This window comes from Undibacterium sp. YM2 (assembly GCF_009937975.1).
Classification (GTDB): Bacteria; Pseudomonadota; Gammaproteobacteria; order Burkholderiales; family Burkholderiaceae_D; genus Undibacterium.
Genome location: NZ_AP018441.1, coordinates 4498293 through 4517122 on the forward strand (window position 1 = coordinate 4498293; position 18830 = coordinate 4517122).

Below are 18830 nucleotides of genomic sequence, written 5' to 3' on the forward strand. Positions count from 1 at the left end.
AGGATGGGCATGAGATTTAGCCCACCTATAATAAAAAAAACAGACATGCTTGCCCGGCATGTCTGTTCCTGCTTGCTCTCACATTTCTACGTCAATCAACTCAAAATCAACTCAGGGGCAATTACCAATGATGTAATAACCAGCCGCTGTCTGCGCCAGCGTCTTGGTGTAGAACAGGTTATCCAGCCCCATGTTCTGGTTGGAGCCATTGGCCAGTGCATAACCGCCACTGTCATGCGCCCGCCCAGCTTGCACATGGGCATAATTACTCGCAGTCACCGCGCTGCAAGTCCAGCTTGATGCAGTAGTGACGCTGATGGCAGCAGACAAGGCACTCTCACCACTGCTGCCCACGGCAGAAACAGCAAAGCTGTAACTGCTGCTGGCTGTGAGGCCGGTAACGGTATAACTGGTGGCAACGAGCGGTGACGCGGTGATTTTTGTGCCATTGCTATACAGGTTATACCCCGTTGCGCCGCTGACTGCATTCCAGCTCAGCGTTACGCTGGTTGCCGTTGGTGTGCCTGCGCTCAAGCCACCTGGTGCCGATATCACTGGCGCAGTACCCACCAAAAATTGCGGGATAGCGCAACTGGCGGATGCCTGGCCCAGATTGTCGGTGGCAATGACTGTGCCTGTGTAATAACCGCTGGCGAGGTTATAGCTTTTGCTAAAGCTGCTGCCGCTGCCTGCTGCGGTATCGTTGACATTGCTGGGGCCACTAAGACTGACGGCGTAGCTTATGATGCTGCCGCTGGCGGTAGCCGCACCATTGATGGTGGCACTGGTGGCTGTGATGCCTGAGCTGGAGCAACTGCTCATCACAGGGGCAGGCACGGTGGATGCGCGCAGATTATTCTTGAACCAGAAGTCCATCAAAAATACCGGATAGTTGATCTTCGTGCTATCGACATAATGGCTATTCTGGCCGCCACTGCCCGCAGGCCATGCATGGCCCATGCCGCTGACGGTAATCTCATGCGTGCGTACTTTGCCATTGGCATCGGTATAGGGGATATTGGTGCCGCCAGTTGCGATGCTGACACTGCTGCCCTGGGTGAAAGTCCCACCATACACCTGGCGCATGGCGGCCACATCCATGGGGCCATAGGCTTGCGCGACTGTATAGTCACTGGTACCCCAGACCGCACCGGCAATCTGGGTCGCAAATTTTGCAGCATTGCTGCCCGCCATGGCCTGGCATTTGCTGGCTGCGGTGGCAGCGGTATAGCCTGAGGGTACGGCACCGATCTGCAAGGTAGTGGTGCCTGGAGGTGGCCCGGCATTGATGCCGACACCGGCAAATACATCAGGTGCCAGGCAAGCCAGCACCATGGCTTCGCCACCGCCGGACGACAAGCCGGTGACATACACCTGGTTAGGGTCAATCGCATATTGTGGATTAGTGACAAAGCGGTTGACCAGGTCCAGCAAAATCGCATCATGCCCAGGCGCGCTGCGGGTGTGCGTGGTATTGGCATAGTCCCAGCAATGATTGCTATAGACATTGCCGGTCGCATTTGGGGCCAGGATGACTGCACCATATTGCTCGGCCACCGCCTTCCAGTTAAAGCCCTTGTCGCTGGTTTTATCGATCACGTCACCGGAAGCGGTCTGTGTGCAGCCGTGCAACACCAGCACCAGTGCGCGTTTGCCTGCCAGCGCGGGTTGTGCTGCGGGCCAGTAAAAATAACCTGTGAGGTTGCCGCCATTGACGCTGTCAGCCGCCCAGGTTTGCTGGCTACTCCAGCTGCCTGGCCCGGCTGTGGCTGCATGCGCAGTGAGGCTGGCCAGCAATGTGCAGGCGGTCAGCATGAAGGCCTGCAAGATAATCTTGATCTTGTTCATTGATGTCTCCGTTACTTTATTTATATAATTTGAAGCAGTTTGTGAGTCCAGTTTTTTGCACACCGATCGCTTTGCATTTATACGGCGAAGATGCCACGAAGATACGACTAAGATTAGCTCAGCAAAGTGTTTCCCCATAGACCCGGCAACCAGGGTGGACATACTTCCGTATTCCTGGTCTTGTTTTGGTGATGAACGCAATACGTACACGCGCACGCGTGCACCAGCTAAGCACGCACGTGTGCGCAAGCTCAAAAAATGAGCTAAAAAAAATAAAGCAGTTGAAGTTCTTGTCTCCTGATTTTTTTGGTATTCCATCTGGGCAAGCGCGGGCCAAACCAGATGCAGACCTGTACAGGTAGCAATCATGGTAAATCATTATTTTGCGATTACAAGGCGAACAGGCTGTGCAAATCTGCACATTTAGCTGGAGAAAAAAACGCATGCTTTTTTGTATCAATGTGAGCATTAGCCCGCCCGCAATTTGATACGACAATCGCTAGGTCATAAGGGCAGAGCTGTCCTTTATCACCTCGCCTTGCCCGGACACGGTATCATGCTCTCATGTCCAGCTCGCATATCATCGCCATGAAAAATCATCCAGGCCGTATCATATTCAGTCTTATTCTGGTTTTGCTCGGCCTCCCCTGTCATGCACAAACCAGTGTCGCACCCGCACAGCCGATGATGATCAGTGCAGAACGCTTCGCCAGTTTGCGACAAGAACCCGCACGCTGGGCAGCCTTGCGCAAGCGCTGCGATAAAGAGTTGACGCAACCCGCCCATGCAGTGGCAGATTACAGCCCGGCACGTCATTACACGGCTGACGGCGTCAGCCATGACCCAAGCGGCAAATACCTGAACACAGATGCCGGGGTAGCTTATCGCGCTGCCCTTTGCTACCAGCTCAGTCATGACATCGTCTATGCGCGCCACACCCAGCGGATCGCTGATGCCTGGGGCAAGACGCTGACACATGTATCAAAAGACCAGGGTGCGGCAGAGCTCAATTTCAATATCCCGCAACTGGTGATCGCCGTCAGTTGGGTGCGCGATGCCAGCCCCTGGGATGACAGTGACCTCATCGCCATGCTACAAAAAGTGGCGCTGCCGTTGTCACATGCCGACAAGGCCAATAATCACGGCAATTGGGGCGTGCTGATGGATGCCAGTATTGCCGCCTATACGGGCAACAGCAAGCAACTGGAACGCGCGCAACAGCGCTGGCAAACCCTGTTATTAAACCAGGTTGCAGAAGATGGCAGCATGCCGCTGGAAATTTGCCGCAGCAACACCAATAATTTTTGCGGCGGCCCCGACAAAGGCATCAACGGCATCAGCTACACCCATTACACCCTGCACCCCGCCACCATCACGGCAGAAATTTTTATGCAACTGGGAAAAAATTTATATCAGACGGACGCGGGCAAGAAACTGTCACTGGCCTACCAGCGCACTGCGGAATGGACGCGTTACCCTGAACGATTCCCCTACTATGCCAGCAACCAGGGCAAGCTCAATGGCATTAACAACACCGCCTATTTCCTGATCCTGCAAGCTCACAACATGAATGACGATGCCGCAGAAGTCATCAAGCAGGGCAAGCCTGGTTCAAACAGTCTGGAACTGGTGCTGCTGTACGGTCGTTGAGGCAGAGCGAATACCATGTTAAGTTACAATATCCGCCTGCATACCGCATTAGTCCACCAGGAACCCAGCACATGAACACCGTATTCGCCGCCCCCGTCTTTGACACCACCGTGATTTTTGAAGGCAAGGAACTCTTCAAAGGCAAAAGCGCCGCCGAGAACTGGGCCAAAAAACTTGGTGCAGAACTCGAATGCGTGACCACCGTAGAAAAGATAGGCACAGGCTGGGCGATAGTCGGCAATGTTGATGGTGAGGATTGTGTCTGGGCGATTTTGGGGCAGAGGTTGAAGAGGATTAATGGTGAGTGATAGGTAGGTGCGACACCTCTTGTTGGGCACACTACAATAAGCTATATATTGGTGTTGCATGTCGTGGTAAATTAGCATTGCAGTATATGCTACGCACATACTGTGCATTGCAGCGCAACCTACTCACTGATTCACATTTTATGCAAGTTCTTGGTACGATCATTTTTCTGATGGCGGCTTGCTTCTCATGGTGGCTGGCATTCCAATTCTCATCAATCGCCGGAGTATACGGAGCTTTGATTTTCCTGGCGCCCATATTGCTGATGATAGTCCCCATTGCGGTCCGCGCTTTTAAAACAAAGTCTGCTACCTTAGGCGCATTTTTGCTGGCTATCGCCCCGGTTCTGGGTGCATTAAATTTTTTACCCTGGGTGATATTCTGCGAAATCGGTGAGCTCTTGCTAGGTAAGAATGCAGATAATGTAGTAATTTTTGCGCAGGTATTTACAGTGCTGCCGTGGATTTTTGTCGCCTGTTCCATTTTGATACCGACAAAGAAAAGTGGGCAAATCTGACCAAAGTACACGCTGAAAATAGCCATCAATAAACAACAATATCATGACAACAGAATTACAAGCAGCAGTACATAAGATGGAAGGATATTTGCTGGCTGTTGCAGCATTGAAAGCAGATGGCAGTAGTTTTTCATGTTTCTACCTTGGTGAAATACCGTTGGAAAATGCACTATCACCTTTGGGCGTTTTCCTCAGAACAGAAAAAGACAGGCTGCAGTTTTATCCACCAGACACGCTGACTTTATCTGGGCTGCCAACTTCATTGCGCCAGTGGCTATGTTCGCGCAGGAGAATATATGAAGTGGATGATACAAAAGAAATCGATATCAGATTATTTGATGGCTTTGTCGAAGAAATGAACGAGCTGCTTGGCCGACCAGAGCAATGGATGCTGGCAGGTGCAGGACGAACTTACCTGCCGCCACATGATCTCGGGGCAATCTGGGATGTGTATTTGTTTTCTGCAAGGGGGCATGTTTATGCAGTGCATTGCTCCTGGGACTCGTAGTTTTTTCAATATGTGTGCGTTTCTACTTTGCCGATCGCACCTGCACAGCTAAATCCATAAAATCAACACATGCATAACTGTCTATCCACATTGATTTTGTTATTGCTCCCCTTATTCTCAATGAATGCATGGGCTGGCAATTACTTTTTCTATGATGGGATACCCCTGTTCAAACTGTCGGGCGATGGTAAATTCGAAACGTTCAGTCTGTTGCAGCAAGATGCGGGTACAAAGCAAGTTCAGTTGAATCAAGGTCTTTACCAGCAAATACCCTATGTGTGGTCTTACCATGCCAAAGGCAACGCTATCAGGCATGCAGTCAGCAAGCTCGATTTTGATGCTACCCCTGATGCGTGCGTACCCAGAGAAACCATCATATTGAAAGACGCGAAGTCTGAGGGCTTGATGACTACCTTGCCTTTGCCAGCTAAAAGCAGGGCCACGCAGGTGATAGTTGCTGACGAAAGAAGAGAGGCCGCGCTAAAAATACTGGATGCAGCCTTGATTAAGCGACGTGTCACACCAGCATGGCGCGCACGCTTGTTGGAGATGGCATCAGTGCATGAAATCCAGTTGCACAATAACGATGCAGCGACCCTGCTCGTGCAATTGCATGACGACTGGAAGCAAAGAAGTATCTCTGCCCTGCTACTGCTGACGAAAACTGAGGAGAATATTTACCTGGCTGCCTACTCGGAAATAAATATAGGCGGGCCATCTGGCTCAGAACCAGAGGCTGCCCGCATCGTCTTTATCGATCACCTGGCCACAGAACAAAATGACAGCAAGGTCGTCTTGCTGCGCCGGGAAGGCTATGAAACGACAGACTGGCTGTTACTCAAACAAGCTGGCGTGAAAAAACCCTGGCAAGAAATAGCAAGGCGAGAGACTGGGTGCTGACATCAGGTGTCACCATATAACAGGCAAAAAAATTGATGTGTTTGCCTCCACATGTGGCGCAATGCAATGCACTTGATGACTACTCATTAATTATAAATCACCAGCACATAATTCTGAGCCTTGGCGGCAGACTGATAAAACTGGCTGACAGCGCGGTAAGATGGCAGGAGGAAGTCTTCATAGACGCTATCTTTTTCTTCTTTCCAGGACATGCCGCCTACATCATATTTTGCCATTGTGGCGCGGTTGAATTGCGCCTTGATGGCAGATTCCTTGACTAGCGCAAAGGCATCTGCAATTGCCTTGACTTCAGTCGGTGCATAAACGCAGGGGCCACCTAGTCCAAAATTGATCGCCGTATCACGTTGCGCTTTATCACAACGCCCTTCTATACCCTTCAATAGCGGGTCGGTAGGCATGGCATCGGTATCTTGCGGCTGATTACCCATCTTGCGCATTTCTTGCTCGACGGCTTTTTTAAAAGCTTCTTTATCTGTCTTTTTTGTACTGCGTTCTTCACGGTCAAGTACATGCATGCGGGCGACATAGTCTTGTTGTTCAAGACGTTTTTTAGGCGAAGCCAGCCATGAAATCACTTGCCAGTCCTGATCAACATCCAGCATGGCGGCTTTGGCAAAACGCGCATCATTTTTCATCTGCCACAAGAGCACAGGTTTTTGCCTGAGCAGTTGTAGTTGTTCAAGGGAGACCTGCACGTAGTAGGCAACGATACTCATGAGCGTAGTAAGATGATTGTTAAGCAGCAGGCAATATAGTGGCAAGGTGATGCCCAGTCAAGCAAGCTGCTGACTAGTCTTTACCAACAGCCAGTAGGGTGCGTTTCAACGCACCAAATACACTAACCAATCACACTAATATGGGCGCCGTTCAGACAGTGAAGTAGAGTGCATTGCAATGCACCTCTCGTTACGATTGCGACTGCCCTGCTTCCGCCATCGCCGTACATTTGTATTGTGGCGCGAGTACTAAGCCACTCACAAAAACTCCACCAGTTGCCCGCTCACGCTACGCAGGCGCTGGCTCATGAGTTTGGCCAGCCGGGCCAGGATTTGTACTGCCAGCGCTGGCTTTTCGCGGATGATGCGCTGGTAATTGTCCTTGGTCAACAGGAGCAGGATACTGGTTTGTGAGGCCAGGCAGGTGGCGGAGCGTTTTTCGCCATCGATGATGGACATCTCGCCTATGGTCTTGCCGTGGCCTACCGAGACGATGCGGTGCGGCGTACCGTCGAGGTCCGTCTTGAGTATCCCGACTTCGCCCTTGACCAGCAGGCCCATGTAGGAACCGGCTTCACCTTCCCTGAAAATGGTCGTGCCTGCCGAGACTTCATAGCATTGCAGATAGGCCGCCAGGGCCTCGATGTCTTTCCACTCAAGGTCGGCAAACAGTTGCGATTCAGAGACCATGTCGCAGATATCACGCGACTGAAAGGTCGTGCCAGCGCCGACGAGACGAAAACCTGGCAAAGCTTGATCTGGGTTCATTTTGCACTCTCCAACATTTTACGGATGGTAGTGACTGATAGTTTATCGCAATCAGGGGAGTCTGTGACAGTAACCATCGCAGGCATCTGCGCAGCAAGCGATATAAAATTTTTAATTATCAGTACGTCATGTCCAGGTTTGTGTGCGCTATTCTGCTGTAAGGCATACTCACATCGCCATCCGCATACGCCTGATATCGCGCAATGGCGGCTCACCAAACAGCCGTGTGTATTCACGGCTGAACTGGGAGGCGCTTTCATAGCCTACTCTTAACGCGGCGCTGCTGGCGTCTATGTCTTCGACGAGCATGATCTGGCGGGCGTTTTGCAGGCGCAGGTGTTTCAGGTATTGCAAGGGGCTCATGCCTGCCACGGTGCGGAAGTGCAGCCTGAAGGTGGAGGCGCTCATGTGGGCTTTGCTGGCCAGCTCGTCAATGGCAACATCTTCGGTGTAATTCTGCTTAAGCCAGGCGATGACTCGGGCAATTTGCTGGCCCGGTGAGCCAGCGGTGACCAAATGGCGCAATACCGGGCCATGCTCGCCATTGAGCAGGCGGACGATGATCTCTTGCTGTATCAGCGGCGCCAGCATGGGGATGAGTTGCGGCTCATCCAGCAGGCGCACCAGGCGGGTGATGGCATCGAGCAAACCTTCCTCCATGGTCACAACGGACATCGCCAGCGAGGTCGTGGCTTTCAGCGGCGCTGCGAATGTCATGCCAGCGGCGCACTGGGTGATGGCCAGGGCATCCAGCATCAGGTACATGCCCAGAAATGGCTGCGCGCTGCTGGCAGCGGTCACATAAGACACCACCGGCAAATCGACCGAGGTGACCAGGGATTGCCCTGGCACATAATCAAATACTTCTTCCCCCAGATTCACGCGCTTGCTGCCTTGCACCGTGACACCCAGCCCCAGGCCATAAAAGCAGGGCATGGGGTCGGTAACCTTGCTGCGCCTGACCATGATCAGCCCTGGCACCTGGGTGATGCAGTCGCCGTCTGCCTTGATGATATTGCCGACCATTTCAGCCAGGGAGGGGCTGGATGATGGGTAGGCGGCGGTCTGGTGTGAGGTCTGCATGTGACGACGTTAGTTTTTTTAACTGTAGGTTTTTGAACTATCGATAGCCTACCATTTTCAGGGTGGGGATTTCAATTTCTGCCGGGCATTCGTCGAAATAGGCAAGAAATACGTCGAATCAGGCAAACGCTTTATTGCCGGGAGAGCTGACAATAGCCGTCAATTAAGATTTTGCAGCGGCTACCTGTACATGGGCATGGCCGCCGCCATTAACCTGGCAGCACCCCGGCATCAACCACATATCGTCACCCCATTTTGGAGGTTTTTATGATCAACTCAACTATTAATGGCAAGAATACCAGCGTCGATGTCGCGCCCGACACGCCCGTGCTATGGGCCCTGCGCGATACCCTGGGCCTTACCGGCACCAAGTTTGGCTGCGGTGCCGCCCTGTGCGGTGCCTGCACCGTGCACCTGAATGGCCAGGCCATACGCTCTTGCATCACCCCTATCTCTTCTGTCGCCGGGCAAAAAATCACCACCATCGAAGCCATTGGTGAAGACAAGGTTGGCAAGGCCGTGCAGGCCGCCTGGATCAAGCACGACGTTGCCCAATGCGGTTACTGTCAAAGCGGCCAGATCATGAGCGCCACTGCCCTGCTCAAAACCAAGAAGAAACCCAGCGATGCCGACATCGACAGCGCCATGGCAGGCAATATCTGCCGCTGTGGTACATACGTACGCATCCGCGCTGCCATCCACGACGCTGCATCCACCTTGGCCTGATCAGGAGAACCAACATGCATTTTGAAGCCCGTTTGAATGAACTGCCACGCCATTTGCAATCCCTGTTGCAATCCACCAGCCCCGAAACGAACGCAGCCGGCCTGAGCCGCCGCAGCTTCTTGAAGATGGCAACTGCCAGTGGCTTTGCCCTGGGTTGCTACCCCATGCTGGCGACAGCGCAGGACGCTGCCGCCAAAGCCCCCGCTGGTTTGAAAGCAACTGAGCAGCCTGGCGCCTTTGTCCAGATTGCCAAAGATGGCACGGTCACGGTGACGATTAACCGCCTGGAATTTGGCCAGGGTGTGCAAACCGCCTTGCCGCTGATACTGGCAGAAGAGCTCGATGCCGACTGGAGCAAGGTCAAGTATGCCAATGGCAATAACCACCCTGCCTATGTCGATCCCGCATTTGGCATGCATTTGACGGGCGGCTCGAATACCATCGCCCATTCTTATACCCAGTACCGTGAACTGGGTGCACGCACCCGTGCCATGCTGGTACAGGCTGCGGCGACGCAATGGGGTGTTGATGCCTCAGCCCTGCGTACAGAAAAAGGCGTAGTCGTTGGGCCAGGCGGCAAAAAACTGACCTATGGCGAACTGGCTGAAGCCGCCATGAGCTTGCCGGTACCAGAAAAAGTTGTGTTGAAAGACCCCAAGAGCTTTAACCTGATAGGCAAACCCACAGGCCGCCTCGATGCCAAAGCCAAATCCACAGGCACCCAGGACTTTGGGATAGACATGCACCTGCCTGGCATGCTGACGGCGGTTGTCGCACGCCCGCCGGTATTTGGTGCCAAACTCAAGTCTGTCGATGATACGGCGGCCAAAGCCATCAAAGGTGTCAAGGCCGTGGTACGTGTGCCGCTGGATCGTGGCGGCGAAGGCGTGGCGATTATTGCGACTGGCTATTGGCCAGCCAAGCAGGGGCGCGATGTGCTGAAGCTGGAATGGGATCTGGGCAGCGTAGAAAAAGTCGATAGCGTGAAACAACTGGCCAGCTATAAAGAATTGGCCAAGCAGCAAGGCGCATTGAAGTACAACGACGATGTCTCAAAGATCGCCACAGCACCACATAAACTGAGTGCAGAGTTCAACTTCCCTTACCTCGCCCATACCCCAATGGAGCCTTTGAACTGCACCGTCGCCATCAAAGGCGACAAGGCAGAATTATGGATGGGCACGCAAATGCCTGGTCTGGATGGCTTTGCCGCATCCGCCGCGCTGGGCCTGAAGCCAGAAAACATTGCCGTGCATACCCAGATGGCCGGTGGCGGTTTTGGTCGCCGTGCCATTCCTACCAGCGATTATGTGGTGGAAGCCTGCCATGTCACCAAGGCAGCAGTCGCCGCTGGCCTGGATGCGCCGGTGCGCACGCTGTGGAGCCGTGAAGATGATGTCAAGGGTGGTTACTACCGCCCCATGCATGTGCACAGGGCAGATATCGGTTTTGATGCGCAGGGCAATATCCTCGGTTGGGACCATGTCATCGTCGGCCAGTCCATCCTCAGCGGCTCGCCATTTGAAGGCATGATGGTCAAGAATGGCGTCGATGCGACTGCGGTGGAAGGCATGAAAGAACCGTATGAGATGCCTATGCGCCTGTCTGTCCATCACCCGAAAATCAATGTGCCTGTCTTGTGGTGGCGCAGTGTGGGCTCTACCCATACCGCCTTTGTCATGGAAACCCTGCTCGATGAAATTGCAGAAACCACCAAGCAAGACCCGGTGGCCTATAGACTGAAACTGATGGGTGACAAGCATCCAAGGCATAAGGCTGCGCTGGAACTGGCGGTTGAAAAATCAGGCTATGGTAAAAAGAAATTACCGGCAGGCCGGGCCTATGGTGTGGCCGTGCATGAATCCTTCTCGTCCATCGTTGCCTATGTAGTGGAAGCATCCATCAAAAATGGCCAGCCCAAATTGCACAAGGTCACGGCTGGCGTGCATTGCAATCTGGCTGTCAATCCCAAAACCGTGGAAGCACAGGTGCAGGGTGCTGCCCTGATGGGCTTGTCGATGTGCTTGCCGGGTGCGGCGATTACACTCAAGGATGGTGTGGTCGAGCAAAGCAATTTTGGTGATTTTGTCGTACCACGCATTACCGACATGCCGCAGGTTGCCGTGCACATCGTGCCCAGTGCAGATGCACCTACCGGCATGGGTGAACCTGGCCTGCCAGCCTTGGCCCCGGCATTTGCGAATGCCGTTGCCAGGGCAGGTGGCAAGCGCTGGCGTGAACTGCCATTCAAGGCTGGTTAAGCTCCATTAAGCTTAAATCAGTTAAGGTCAACTCAGTAAAAGTCAAAGCAATGGAAGATCTCGATACCCTGGTCTTGCGCACTGCGCTGAACTGGCATGCGCAGGGCTTGCAAGTCATTCTGGTCACGGTGGCGCGCACCTGGGGTTCTTCACCACGCCCACCGGGGTCGCTGATGGCGATCAACGGGCGCGGTGAAACCGTGGGCTCGGTATCGGGTGGCTGTATAGAAGATGATCTTATCCATCGCATCCGGGAAGAAGGCGTGCAGGCAGTATGCGCTGGCAACCTGCCGCTGGTGCTGCGTTATGGCATCTCTGCCGACCAGGCGCACCGCTTTGGCCTGCCCTGCGGCGGCACGGTAGAGCTGGTGCTGGAGCCAGTCTCTGCCCATAGCCGCCTCGATGAATTGTTGCTGGCCTGCGAACAACGCCGCAGCGTTGAGCGCACACTGGATTTGCAGACCGGCCATGCCCAACTGCAGGCAGGCCAGTATGATGGCTTGCCCAGGCTGGATGATCACAAGCTCATCACTTACCTGGGCCCACAGGCCCGCATCATCGTCATCGGTGCCAGTGACCTTTCACGTTACCTGTGCCAGTTTGCACTGAGCCTGGGTTTTGCCGTCATCGTCTGCGACCCGCGTGAAGAATACCGTGCCAGCTGGCAATTGCCGGGTGTCGTCGTCAGCGATGAAATGCCGGACGACCTGATACTGCGCCTGCAACCCGACAACCGCACCGCCGTCATCGCCCTCACGCATGACCCCAAGCTCGATGACCTGGCCCTCATCGATGCCCTGCAATCAAATGCCTTCTACGTAGGTGCCATCGGCTCACGCCGCAACAGCCAGCAAAGACGCGAACGCCTGCATATTCACTTTGATATCCCTGAATCTGCCCTGCAAAGCCTGCATGGGCCAGCGGGCCTGTACATAGGCAGCAAAACCCCGGCAGAAATCGCGCTGTCCATCATGGCAGAAATTGTCGCGATCAAGAATGGCATACCACAGCCAGCCAGCACGTCCGTCGTGCTTGGCAAGGCGATCTATGAAAGCCAGCCGCAAGAAGAGATGAACGCCTCCATCTGCGCTATCTGAGCATGTAGCTGCTCATCTCTTACTTTTCTCTTGCTCTATCTCTTGCCCTAACTCTTGCTCTAACTCTTGCTGCGGCATGAGGTTGCCTGGTCTGCATTCTTCCTGACTACCACCTGATCCCCTTCCCCTGCGGCTTCTCTCAAGCTCATCCATGCCCTGCGGCAATCTCAGGTCACAAATAAACAATTGACGATAACAATTGACAAAAAGTGAATAATATTGCAAGATTTTATGGCAATATTTTTGCATACCTGATCATCTCAAGGAGGATGTATGACATTTGAACGCAAGGACGTATCAAAACTGGGTTCTGACTGGAGCGATACGCTGGTCTGGTATGCAAAAGCAGTGGGCAAGCTGCAGGAAAGGCCGCTGGCATCGCGCACCAGCTGGCGTTTTCTGGCGGCCATGCATGGCTTTAATGAAGTACTCTGGTCGGCCCATGGCTATTACAGCAGTGGCGAGACCTTGCCCTCAGACAGCGACAAGGCCAGGTTCTGGGACCAGTGCCAGCATCAGAGCTGGTATTTTTTGCCCTGGCACCGTGGTTACCTCGCATCATTTGAAGCCATCGTGCGCAGTGCCGTGGTTGAGCTTGGTGGCCCGGCAGACTGGGCGCTGCCTTACTGGAATTATTTTGATCCCAATTCACGCTCTGTGCCACCGGCTTTCCTGCAAAAGACCATGCCTGATGGTTCGCCCAATCATTTGTTTGTCGAAGCCCGCTATGGCGATGGCGACGGCAACTTCATCGTGCTTCCTGAAGACGTCTCGCTGAATGCCCTGAAAGACCATGCCTTCATCGGCGGCAACGCCGGTGGCAATACCGGTTTTGGTGGGCCAGACACCAAATTCAATCACGGCAAGGGCGTTAACGGCCATCTCGAATCTGACCCGCACAATACCGTGCATGGCCTGGTTGGCGGCCTGGCCGACCCTGCACATGAAGAAGACCGCACGACCTATGGCCTGATGTCCATTCCCGCCACCGCCGCGCTTGACCCCATCTTCTGGTTGCACCACGCGAATATAGACCGCCTGTGGGAAGTCTGGCGCAAGCGCGACCCACAAAATCTGGACCCCGACCAGGAAACCTGGCTCAAAGGCCCGGTTGACCGCAAGTTCATCGTGCCTGACGCCGATGGCGAAGGCATCACTTTCACCGCTTCGCAAATGCTTGATACCACGGCAGCGCCATTGAACTACACTTATCAGGACACCAGCGACCCGCTGGCTGGCAGCACGCGCAAAAAAGTCAGGCTGACAGACTTGCGTCTCCTGAGCGATGCGCCTATGGTAAATTTTATGGATATCAAATCCGCAGGAGGCCAGGTGGCGACAGAATTATTGGGTGCCAATGCCAGCACCATCAAACTGGCTGGCGGCGTTTCACACACCAGGGTGACGCTGGACAAAGCCAGCGCTGACAAAGTCAATAACAGCTTCGACAACGTCAAACTGTTCAGCACCACGCCCAAGGAACCAGACCGCGTCTTTTTGAACCTCGAAAACATACGCGGTAAAAATGATGCAGCCGTCTTCTACGTCTATGTGAATGTGCCCAATGGTGACAAGCCACAAGACCATCCTGAAAACAAGGTTGGCGTGCTGTCGTTGTTTGGTGTGTCCGACGCCAGCAAGACAGACAGCCCGCATGGTGGTGCAGGCATCACCCAGGTGTTTGAAATCACCAGCATCGTCGATAACCTGCAGCTCGATGAAAGCCAGCTCAGCGATACCCTGCAAGTGCAATTCGTAGCACGCAATACCGTCAAGCCTGAGCACGACATCACGGTAGAACGCGTAAGCGTGTTCCGCGAAAGCCTGTAGTCGTGCTGTTTGCCACGCTGTTTGCCATCTTGCGCGCGGCCCTGCTGAGCTGCCCCCGCCCCTTGCTGTTGATCAGCCTGGCGGGCTGGCTGGGTCTGGCTGCGCTGCAATTTGGCGTGCGTGTGCCAGAATACTGCGGCAGCCTTGCCAACATAGACCTGGCTTATCTCGCCAATATCGGCGATCGCCTGGTCTTTGTCTGGCACACCAATTCAAGGCCCACCATGATGGCCAACTGGCTGCTCATGCTGCTGGCCATGATGTCACCCTTGCTCGCGCAAGAAGTGAGCTACCTGTGGCAACGCAGCCTCGCACGCCGCCGCCTGCGCGCCTTGCTGCTGTTTGCCATCGCCTATTTACTGATATGGAGTCTGGCAGGTGCATTCATCATGCTGGCCTCACTGGTGTTGCGCCTGGCCATAGGCGACATGCGCTGGTGCTTTGTCATGTTGCTGGCACTTGCCCTGCTATGGCAAATCAGCCCCGCCAAACAATACTGCCTGAACCGCTGCCACAGCCGCCCCCGCCTCGCCGCCTTTGGCTGGCAGGCCGACCGCGACAGCCTGCGCTACGGCCTGCAAGCCGCCTTCTGGTGTGGCGGCACCTGCTGGGCGTGGATGCTGGCCGCCACCGCCGCAGGCCCCGCCCACTTCCCCTTCATGCTGATCACCTCAGCCTGGCTCCTGATAGACCGCCAGGCCCCAGGCCGCCTGCCTGCATGGCAATTGCCCTACAGCCTGCGCTGGTACCGCCCCGCCTGATACCACCCACGCAGCCCCGGTGATATCATCCCATCACCGAAGAACCAAGGTGGATCTGAACAAGATCACCGATATGAGCACCGACATGAGCACCAACATGAGCACCAACGAGAGCACCAGCATGAACACACCAGCCCCCCGCAGCCTCAACGGCATCACCCTCGAAAAAATCCTCGAACAACTCGTCGCTTATTATGGCTGGGAGCAAATGGGACAGATGATAGACATCAACTGCTTCAAGAGCGACCCCAGCATCAAATCCAGTTTGAAGTTTTTGCGCAAGACACCGTGGGCACGGTCCAGGGTGGAGGAGTTGTATTTGGGAATGCCGGGGTGAGGATCTGGTGTCGTGATGCCTCATTTTTTCAGACATTGTAAATATCAGTTCCAGCACGGGTTTTTATTGGAGTTCAAGTTCCTTCAGTTACCTGCTGGAAAAGCATTAAGCGTTCTTCAGGAAAAAGAAAAACATAAGCACTGGTGTTAGTCTTGAGCACAAGACTAAATGCTTTTCTCCAATTCAAAAATCTGAAAATGAAACCAGTAAATTGTTCCATATTCATGAAAAACCAGTCAGGGTAATCACCGTTTGGAAGATAAACAGAAACCGAGATTTTCTCAGAATCTGGTAAATTCAAGACTTGAATAATTCTTTCTATTGCACCTTTATTTGCATTAGCGTCGTTATAAATAGTAATTTCAAGAAGAATATTTTTTGATGATAATATCTTTGACTCCAATCCTTTGATATTGTTGTTCAGGCTCCAGGAATTACTATTTATGTTAGTGCCAAGGAGGTACGCGATAGCGGTCTCATTTTCTTCACGATGGAATTTCGCATTCAATTTCGCATGCAATTCCGCCAATTTCTTTTCGAGTAAAGCGGACCTTTTCATTTTTTCTTTCAGTTGGTTTTAGCTGATACAGAGAATTTAGCGCGTAGGTACGATTAGTGCAACGTAATCGTACGCATGTCATGCCGTAAATAACGAAAGCTTACTAGCAAGCCCCACGGTCACCACTTATCCATTTCGACGTGAGTATGATGACGGCTTTATCCAGCCCCCCAAAGCAGCAGTGACAATCAAGCAGCATAAAGAGTTACTGCTGATCATGCGTACGATTACGTTGCACTAATCGTACCTACAACACTACAATGTATGCGTAAAACTGCACATACAAGACGGCAGCGCGGATTGCGTTACATCAACCAATTATTGCAGGAGAGATGAATTGCAGCAGCAATGGACAGAGCGTGCCATTAAAGGCACCAAATATTTATTGGCAGGCGTATTCCTGACCATGGCTATGCCAACGGCGCTATCCTTGGCTCAAGGTAATCACCTGGCTCTGGCATTTGTACATTTCGTCTTTGGAGTAATAGGCCCTATTCTGTCTGTTATTGGCATTTACTTTATTGCGACGCGAAACAGGCAGCCCAAGTGATTTCAAGCTAGATATGATCCCAACAGAATATCGCTGCAACAGTTGCCTGACAAAGTTTCAAACTCCGTTCACCAAAGCTTATTACTATCTTGGCCCAACAGCAATGGGGCAGCAGGTAGAAGATAGTCAGTTGCTCGACATACCGATGCGCCCAGCCTGGTGCAAGACCTGTGAAGTTATTTGCGGTGCCGAAGACATACTTCCATTGCGCGATTTTGAAAACGCCTATGGTGCTGCACGGGCGGGCAAACAGATCGAATATCCTGTCAACTCAGAGTTCATGCATGCCGAGTCTATAGTCGGCGAGCTTGCCCGTTACCTCAGTTGGAGAATGACACGTCGCAATGTACCACGAGTACTCTGCTGTGGTGGCACCGACTTTCAATATCTGGACGTAGCACAACCCCTGATCAAACACGCGGGTTGCGAATTTGGTTTTATACAAGGCTGGTATCGTATAGGCTCAAGTACACCTGGGCCTGGATACTATAGCCCCGCCGACTTCCGCGTATACGATACCGAAGGCACACTGATAGGGCTACTGACGTGGAGAAAGAGAGAAATTGAGGGATGGGATACTGAAAAACTCAGTTACCCTGTGCGTGTTGAGGATTAATTTCCAGGAGCCCTCGTAGCTATGATACAAATAAAACGAGAGAGAAATTATGCCATTTACGTATGAGTATATGCCAGAAGGCACATTTCAAAAATATCACCTGAACACAATGGAGAAAGAGTTTTTGACGCCCGGTTCTTCACGCTGGGTGGTAGATAAAGAGCGTGATATTCATCTTCGATATATGACTCGTGAACGTGAAGAACCCACCGAAACGAAATTCAGTTTTTACTGGGAAGGAAAATTTTTTAAAGTCATTTTAAAAAGTACAGCTCATAGTGGCAAGCGAGGTGGCGAGGGTAGTGTTACTTGGGATTTATTGAAATTTTATGAAATATCACCGAAGGTAATGAACGTCACTGAAGTTTATGGGATGGGGATCATTAGTGATTTAAAAGATGCCATCAGGACGTATAAGGACGGGACATTGCCTTCTGTATTTACTGAATTTACTACTTACTTTGAGTTTTGATCGAAAGAGCGTAGCTAGCGTAGGTACGATTAGATTCTATGGTTCCCGTCAAGTTTTTATCGAGATGAGATCAGAATTAAAATCAACGCCGTTCTTGATCAAGCTAAAAGCAATCCGCAGTATTTTACGTGCGATGATCATAATGGTGGCCGTTGATGGCCAGCCAAGCTGACGGTAATGTTGGTACACAGGTGCCCATACCTTTGATTTTGCTGCCGCCATACCAGCGTTAAATAGCAAGCGGCGCCCTTCAGCAGGGCCTCGCTTGGACAACCTCCTGCGTCCACGCTTTTGGCCAGAGTCACACGGACGTGGGTCCATACCGACAAATGCAACGACAGCATCACTGTTTGTGAAGCGAACGCGGTCAAACAGATTGGCCAGCCAGGAACTCGTTAATAGTCCGACTCCTGCAATGGATTGCAAGCGGCAGACTTGTTCATCACGCTTGGGAATATCCTTATTCAATCTGGCAATGTCCTGATCGATTTGCTTGAGTAATTCTGTGAAGCTGTCTAAAAGCCTGGCTGACTTCACTTTCAGTGATGGTGCTCCATCACAGGTCAGACGCAAAGCCGTCTTTAGAGAAACAATTTTAGCCCGGCGTTTAAGCAGTTCATCCATCGTGCGTTGCTCCGGCGTAGCTGGTTCATAGCGACGCAGTTCCTTGATTTCATGGGCCAGATAACGTGCAATGAGCATGGCATCGACGTTGTCAGTCTTGGCTCGCGCCCCAACCCCTTTCGCATAATGACGGGTATCTTTAGGATTGAGCACATAAACATGCAGGCCCATCTGGAAAGCCAGGTCGGCCAGCATCTGGTGATAGGTGCCAGTTGCTTCCATCGCAATAGACGAGCCAGGTGGCAGTTGTTTCAGGAATTTCTTTAAAGCAGCTAATTCATTAGGAACAGCACGCACTGGGAAACTGCTTTCAGAGCAGGCGATAACGACCTCAGATTTCGCCACATCAACACCTATGCATAACGGGGATTGCATGATTGCCTCCTTATCGTTAAAGTGAGAATGTTGGGGTGGCCACTTCTTCACGTTAGCTTGCACATATCGGCGGTATTGGTTGGCAGGCCTATTGACCGCTGGATTCCTCATCGACGTTGAAGAGGTGGGGTGGGAGAGTTCTAATCGGGTCTGTCAGCGAAAACTGCAGATGCGCAGCGTTGTCCCTCCACCCCGACGCTTTCTAGTTTCCCAGAAATCGTCACTTATAACCATACAAGCGCAAGCGTAATCGTACGCACTTTGTGCCGCAACGAACGAGGTGCCACAAGAAAATTTTCCGGTCA

20 protein-coding genes are annotated in these 18830 nt (G+C 52.6%); 14 read left to right on the plus strand and 6 right to left on the minus strand.

Translation table 11 applies throughout. The features are described from left to right. Positions 1-111 precede the first annotated feature (111 nt). Positions 112-1815, minus strand: a complete 1704-nt coding sequence (locus UNDYM_RS20390; RefSeq protein ID WP_232064209.1) for a PHB depolymerase family esterase — start codon at positions 1813-1815, stop codon at positions 112-114. A gap of 597 nt (positions 1816-2412) precedes the next feature. On the opposite strand from UNDYM_RS20390, the gene UNDYM_RS20395 reads away from it, so the two are divergent. The 5 genes from UNDYM_RS20395 to UNDYM_RS20415 all read left to right on the plus strand — a co-directional run bounded on the left by UNDYM_RS20395 (position 2413) and on the right by UNDYM_RS20415 (position 5729). Beyond that, the gene (locus tag UNDYM_RS20395) at positions 2413-3498 is read left to right on the plus strand and encodes an alginate lyase family protein (RefSeq protein ID WP_162042696.1); all 1086 of its coding nucleotides are present in this window, start codon (positions 2413-2415) and stop codon (positions 3496-3498) included. A 71-nt stretch (positions 3499-3569) separates the two neighbouring features. Continuing rightward, positions 3570-3806 carry a hypothetical protein gene (locus UNDYM_RS20400; RefSeq protein ID WP_162042697.1) on the plus strand — a complete coding sequence of 79 codons (237 nt, stop codon included), beginning with the start codon at positions 3570-3572 and terminating at the stop codon, positions 3804-3806. A gap of 86 nt (positions 3807-3892) precedes the next feature. Next, positions 3893-4321 (plus strand): hypothetical protein, encoded by a 429-nt coding sequence (locus UNDYM_RS20405; protein WP_162042698.1) that lies wholly within the window; start codon positions 3893-3895, stop codon positions 4319-4321. Positions 4322-4364: 43 nt separating this feature from the next. Further along, positions 4365-4829 carry a hypothetical protein gene (locus tag UNDYM_RS20410; RefSeq protein WP_162042699.1) on the plus strand — a complete coding sequence of 155 codons (465 nt, stop codon included), beginning with the start codon at positions 4365-4367 and terminating at the stop codon, positions 4827-4829. A 120-nt stretch (positions 4830-4949) separates the two neighbouring features. Then, entirely contained in the window at positions 4950-5729 is a 780-nt protein-coding gene (locus tag UNDYM_RS20415) for a hypothetical protein (protein ID WP_162042700.1), read from the plus strand. Between the two features lie 86 nt (positions 5730-5815). Here UNDYM_RS20415 and UNDYM_RS20420 read toward each other — a convergent pair whose 3' ends face one another. The 3 genes from UNDYM_RS20420 to UNDYM_RS20430 all read right to left on the minus strand — a co-directional run bounded on the left by UNDYM_RS20420 (position 5816) and on the right by UNDYM_RS20430 (position 8317). After that, positions 5816-6466, minus strand: coding sequence for a DUF1877 family protein (locus UNDYM_RS20420; RefSeq protein ID WP_162042701.1), 651 nt, complete (start codon positions 6464-6466; stop codon positions 5816-5818). Positions 6467-6724: 258 nt separating this feature from the next. Then, positions 6725-7234 carry a Crp/Fnr family transcriptional regulator gene (locus UNDYM_RS20425; protein ID WP_162042702.1) on the minus strand — a complete coding sequence of 170 codons (510 nt, stop codon included), beginning with the start codon at positions 7232-7234 and terminating at the stop codon, positions 6725-6727. Between the two features lie 168 nt (positions 7235-7402). Further along, a complete protein-coding gene (locus UNDYM_RS20430; protein ID WP_162042703.1) occupies positions 7403-8317 on the minus strand; it encodes an AraC family transcriptional regulator in 915 nt (304 codons plus the stop codon). 267 nt (positions 8318-8584) lie between these two features. Here UNDYM_RS20430 and UNDYM_RS20435 point away from each other — a divergent pair, with 267 nt between their 5' ends. The 6 genes from UNDYM_RS20435 (at position 8585) to UNDYM_RS20460 (ending at position 15329) form a co-directional block, all read left to right on the plus strand. After that, the gene (locus tag UNDYM_RS20435; protein ID WP_162042704.1) at positions 8585-9043 is read left to right on the plus strand and encodes a (2Fe-2S)-binding protein; all 459 of its coding nucleotides are present in this window, start codon (positions 8585-8587) and stop codon (positions 9041-9043) included. A gap of 14 nt (positions 9044-9057) precedes the next feature. Next, positions 9058-11304 (plus strand): xanthine dehydrogenase family protein molybdopterin-binding subunit, encoded by a 2247-nt coding sequence (locus tag UNDYM_RS20440; protein WP_162042705.1) that lies wholly within the window; start codon positions 9058-9060, stop codon positions 11302-11304. A gap of 50 nt (positions 11305-11354) precedes the next feature. Next, complete coding sequence (locus UNDYM_RS20445) at positions 11355-12401, plus strand: XdhC family protein (RefSeq protein WP_162042706.1); 1047 nt, start codon at positions 11355-11357, stop codon at positions 12399-12401. 273 nt (positions 12402-12674) lie between these two features. Then, positions 12675-14231 (plus strand): tyrosinase family protein, encoded by a 1557-nt coding sequence (locus UNDYM_RS20450; RefSeq protein WP_162042707.1) that lies wholly within the window; start codon positions 12675-12677, stop codon positions 14229-14231. A gap of 2 nt (positions 14232-14233) precedes the next feature. After that, positions 14234-14992 carry a DUF2182 domain-containing protein gene (locus UNDYM_RS20455; RefSeq protein WP_162042708.1) on the plus strand — a complete coding sequence of 253 codons (759 nt, stop codon included), beginning with the start codon at positions 14234-14236 and terminating at the stop codon, positions 14990-14992. 121 nt (positions 14993-15113) lie between these two features. Next, complete coding sequence (locus UNDYM_RS20460; protein ID WP_162044726.1) at positions 15114-15329, plus strand: VF530 family DNA-binding protein; 216 nt, start codon at positions 15114-15116, stop codon at positions 15327-15329. Positions 15330-15402: 73 nt separating this feature from the next. Here UNDYM_RS20460 and UNDYM_RS20465 read toward each other — a convergent pair whose 3' ends face one another. After that, positions 15403-15888, minus strand: coding sequence for a hypothetical protein (locus UNDYM_RS20465; RefSeq protein WP_162042709.1), 486 nt, complete (start codon positions 15886-15888; stop codon positions 15403-15405). Positions 15889-16225: 337 nt separating this feature from the next. On the opposite strand from UNDYM_RS20465, the gene UNDYM_RS20470 reads away from it, so the two are divergent. The 3 genes from UNDYM_RS20470 to UNDYM_RS20480 all read left to right on the plus strand — a co-directional run bounded on the left by UNDYM_RS20470 (position 16226) and on the right by UNDYM_RS20480 (position 17526). Continuing rightward, entirely contained in the window at positions 16226-16438 is a 213-nt protein-coding gene (locus tag UNDYM_RS20470) for a hypothetical protein (protein ID WP_162042710.1), read from the plus strand. Between the two features lie 103 nt (positions 16439-16541). Next, positions 16542-17054, plus strand: a complete 513-nt coding sequence (locus UNDYM_RS20475) for a hypothetical protein (RefSeq protein ID WP_162042711.1) — start codon at positions 16542-16544, stop codon at positions 17052-17054. 49 nt (positions 17055-17103) lie between these two features. After that, positions 17104-17526, plus strand: a complete 423-nt coding sequence (locus UNDYM_RS20480) for a hypothetical protein (protein ID WP_162042712.1) — start codon at positions 17104-17106, stop codon at positions 17524-17526. A 48-nt stretch (positions 17527-17574) separates the two neighbouring features. On the opposite strand, the gene UNDYM_RS20485 is transcribed toward UNDYM_RS20480, so the two are convergent. After that, positions 17575-18525, minus strand: a complete 951-nt coding sequence (locus UNDYM_RS20485) for an IS110 family transposase (protein WP_162042713.1) — start codon at positions 18523-18525, stop codon at positions 17575-17577. Positions 18526-18830 lie beyond the last annotated feature (305 nt).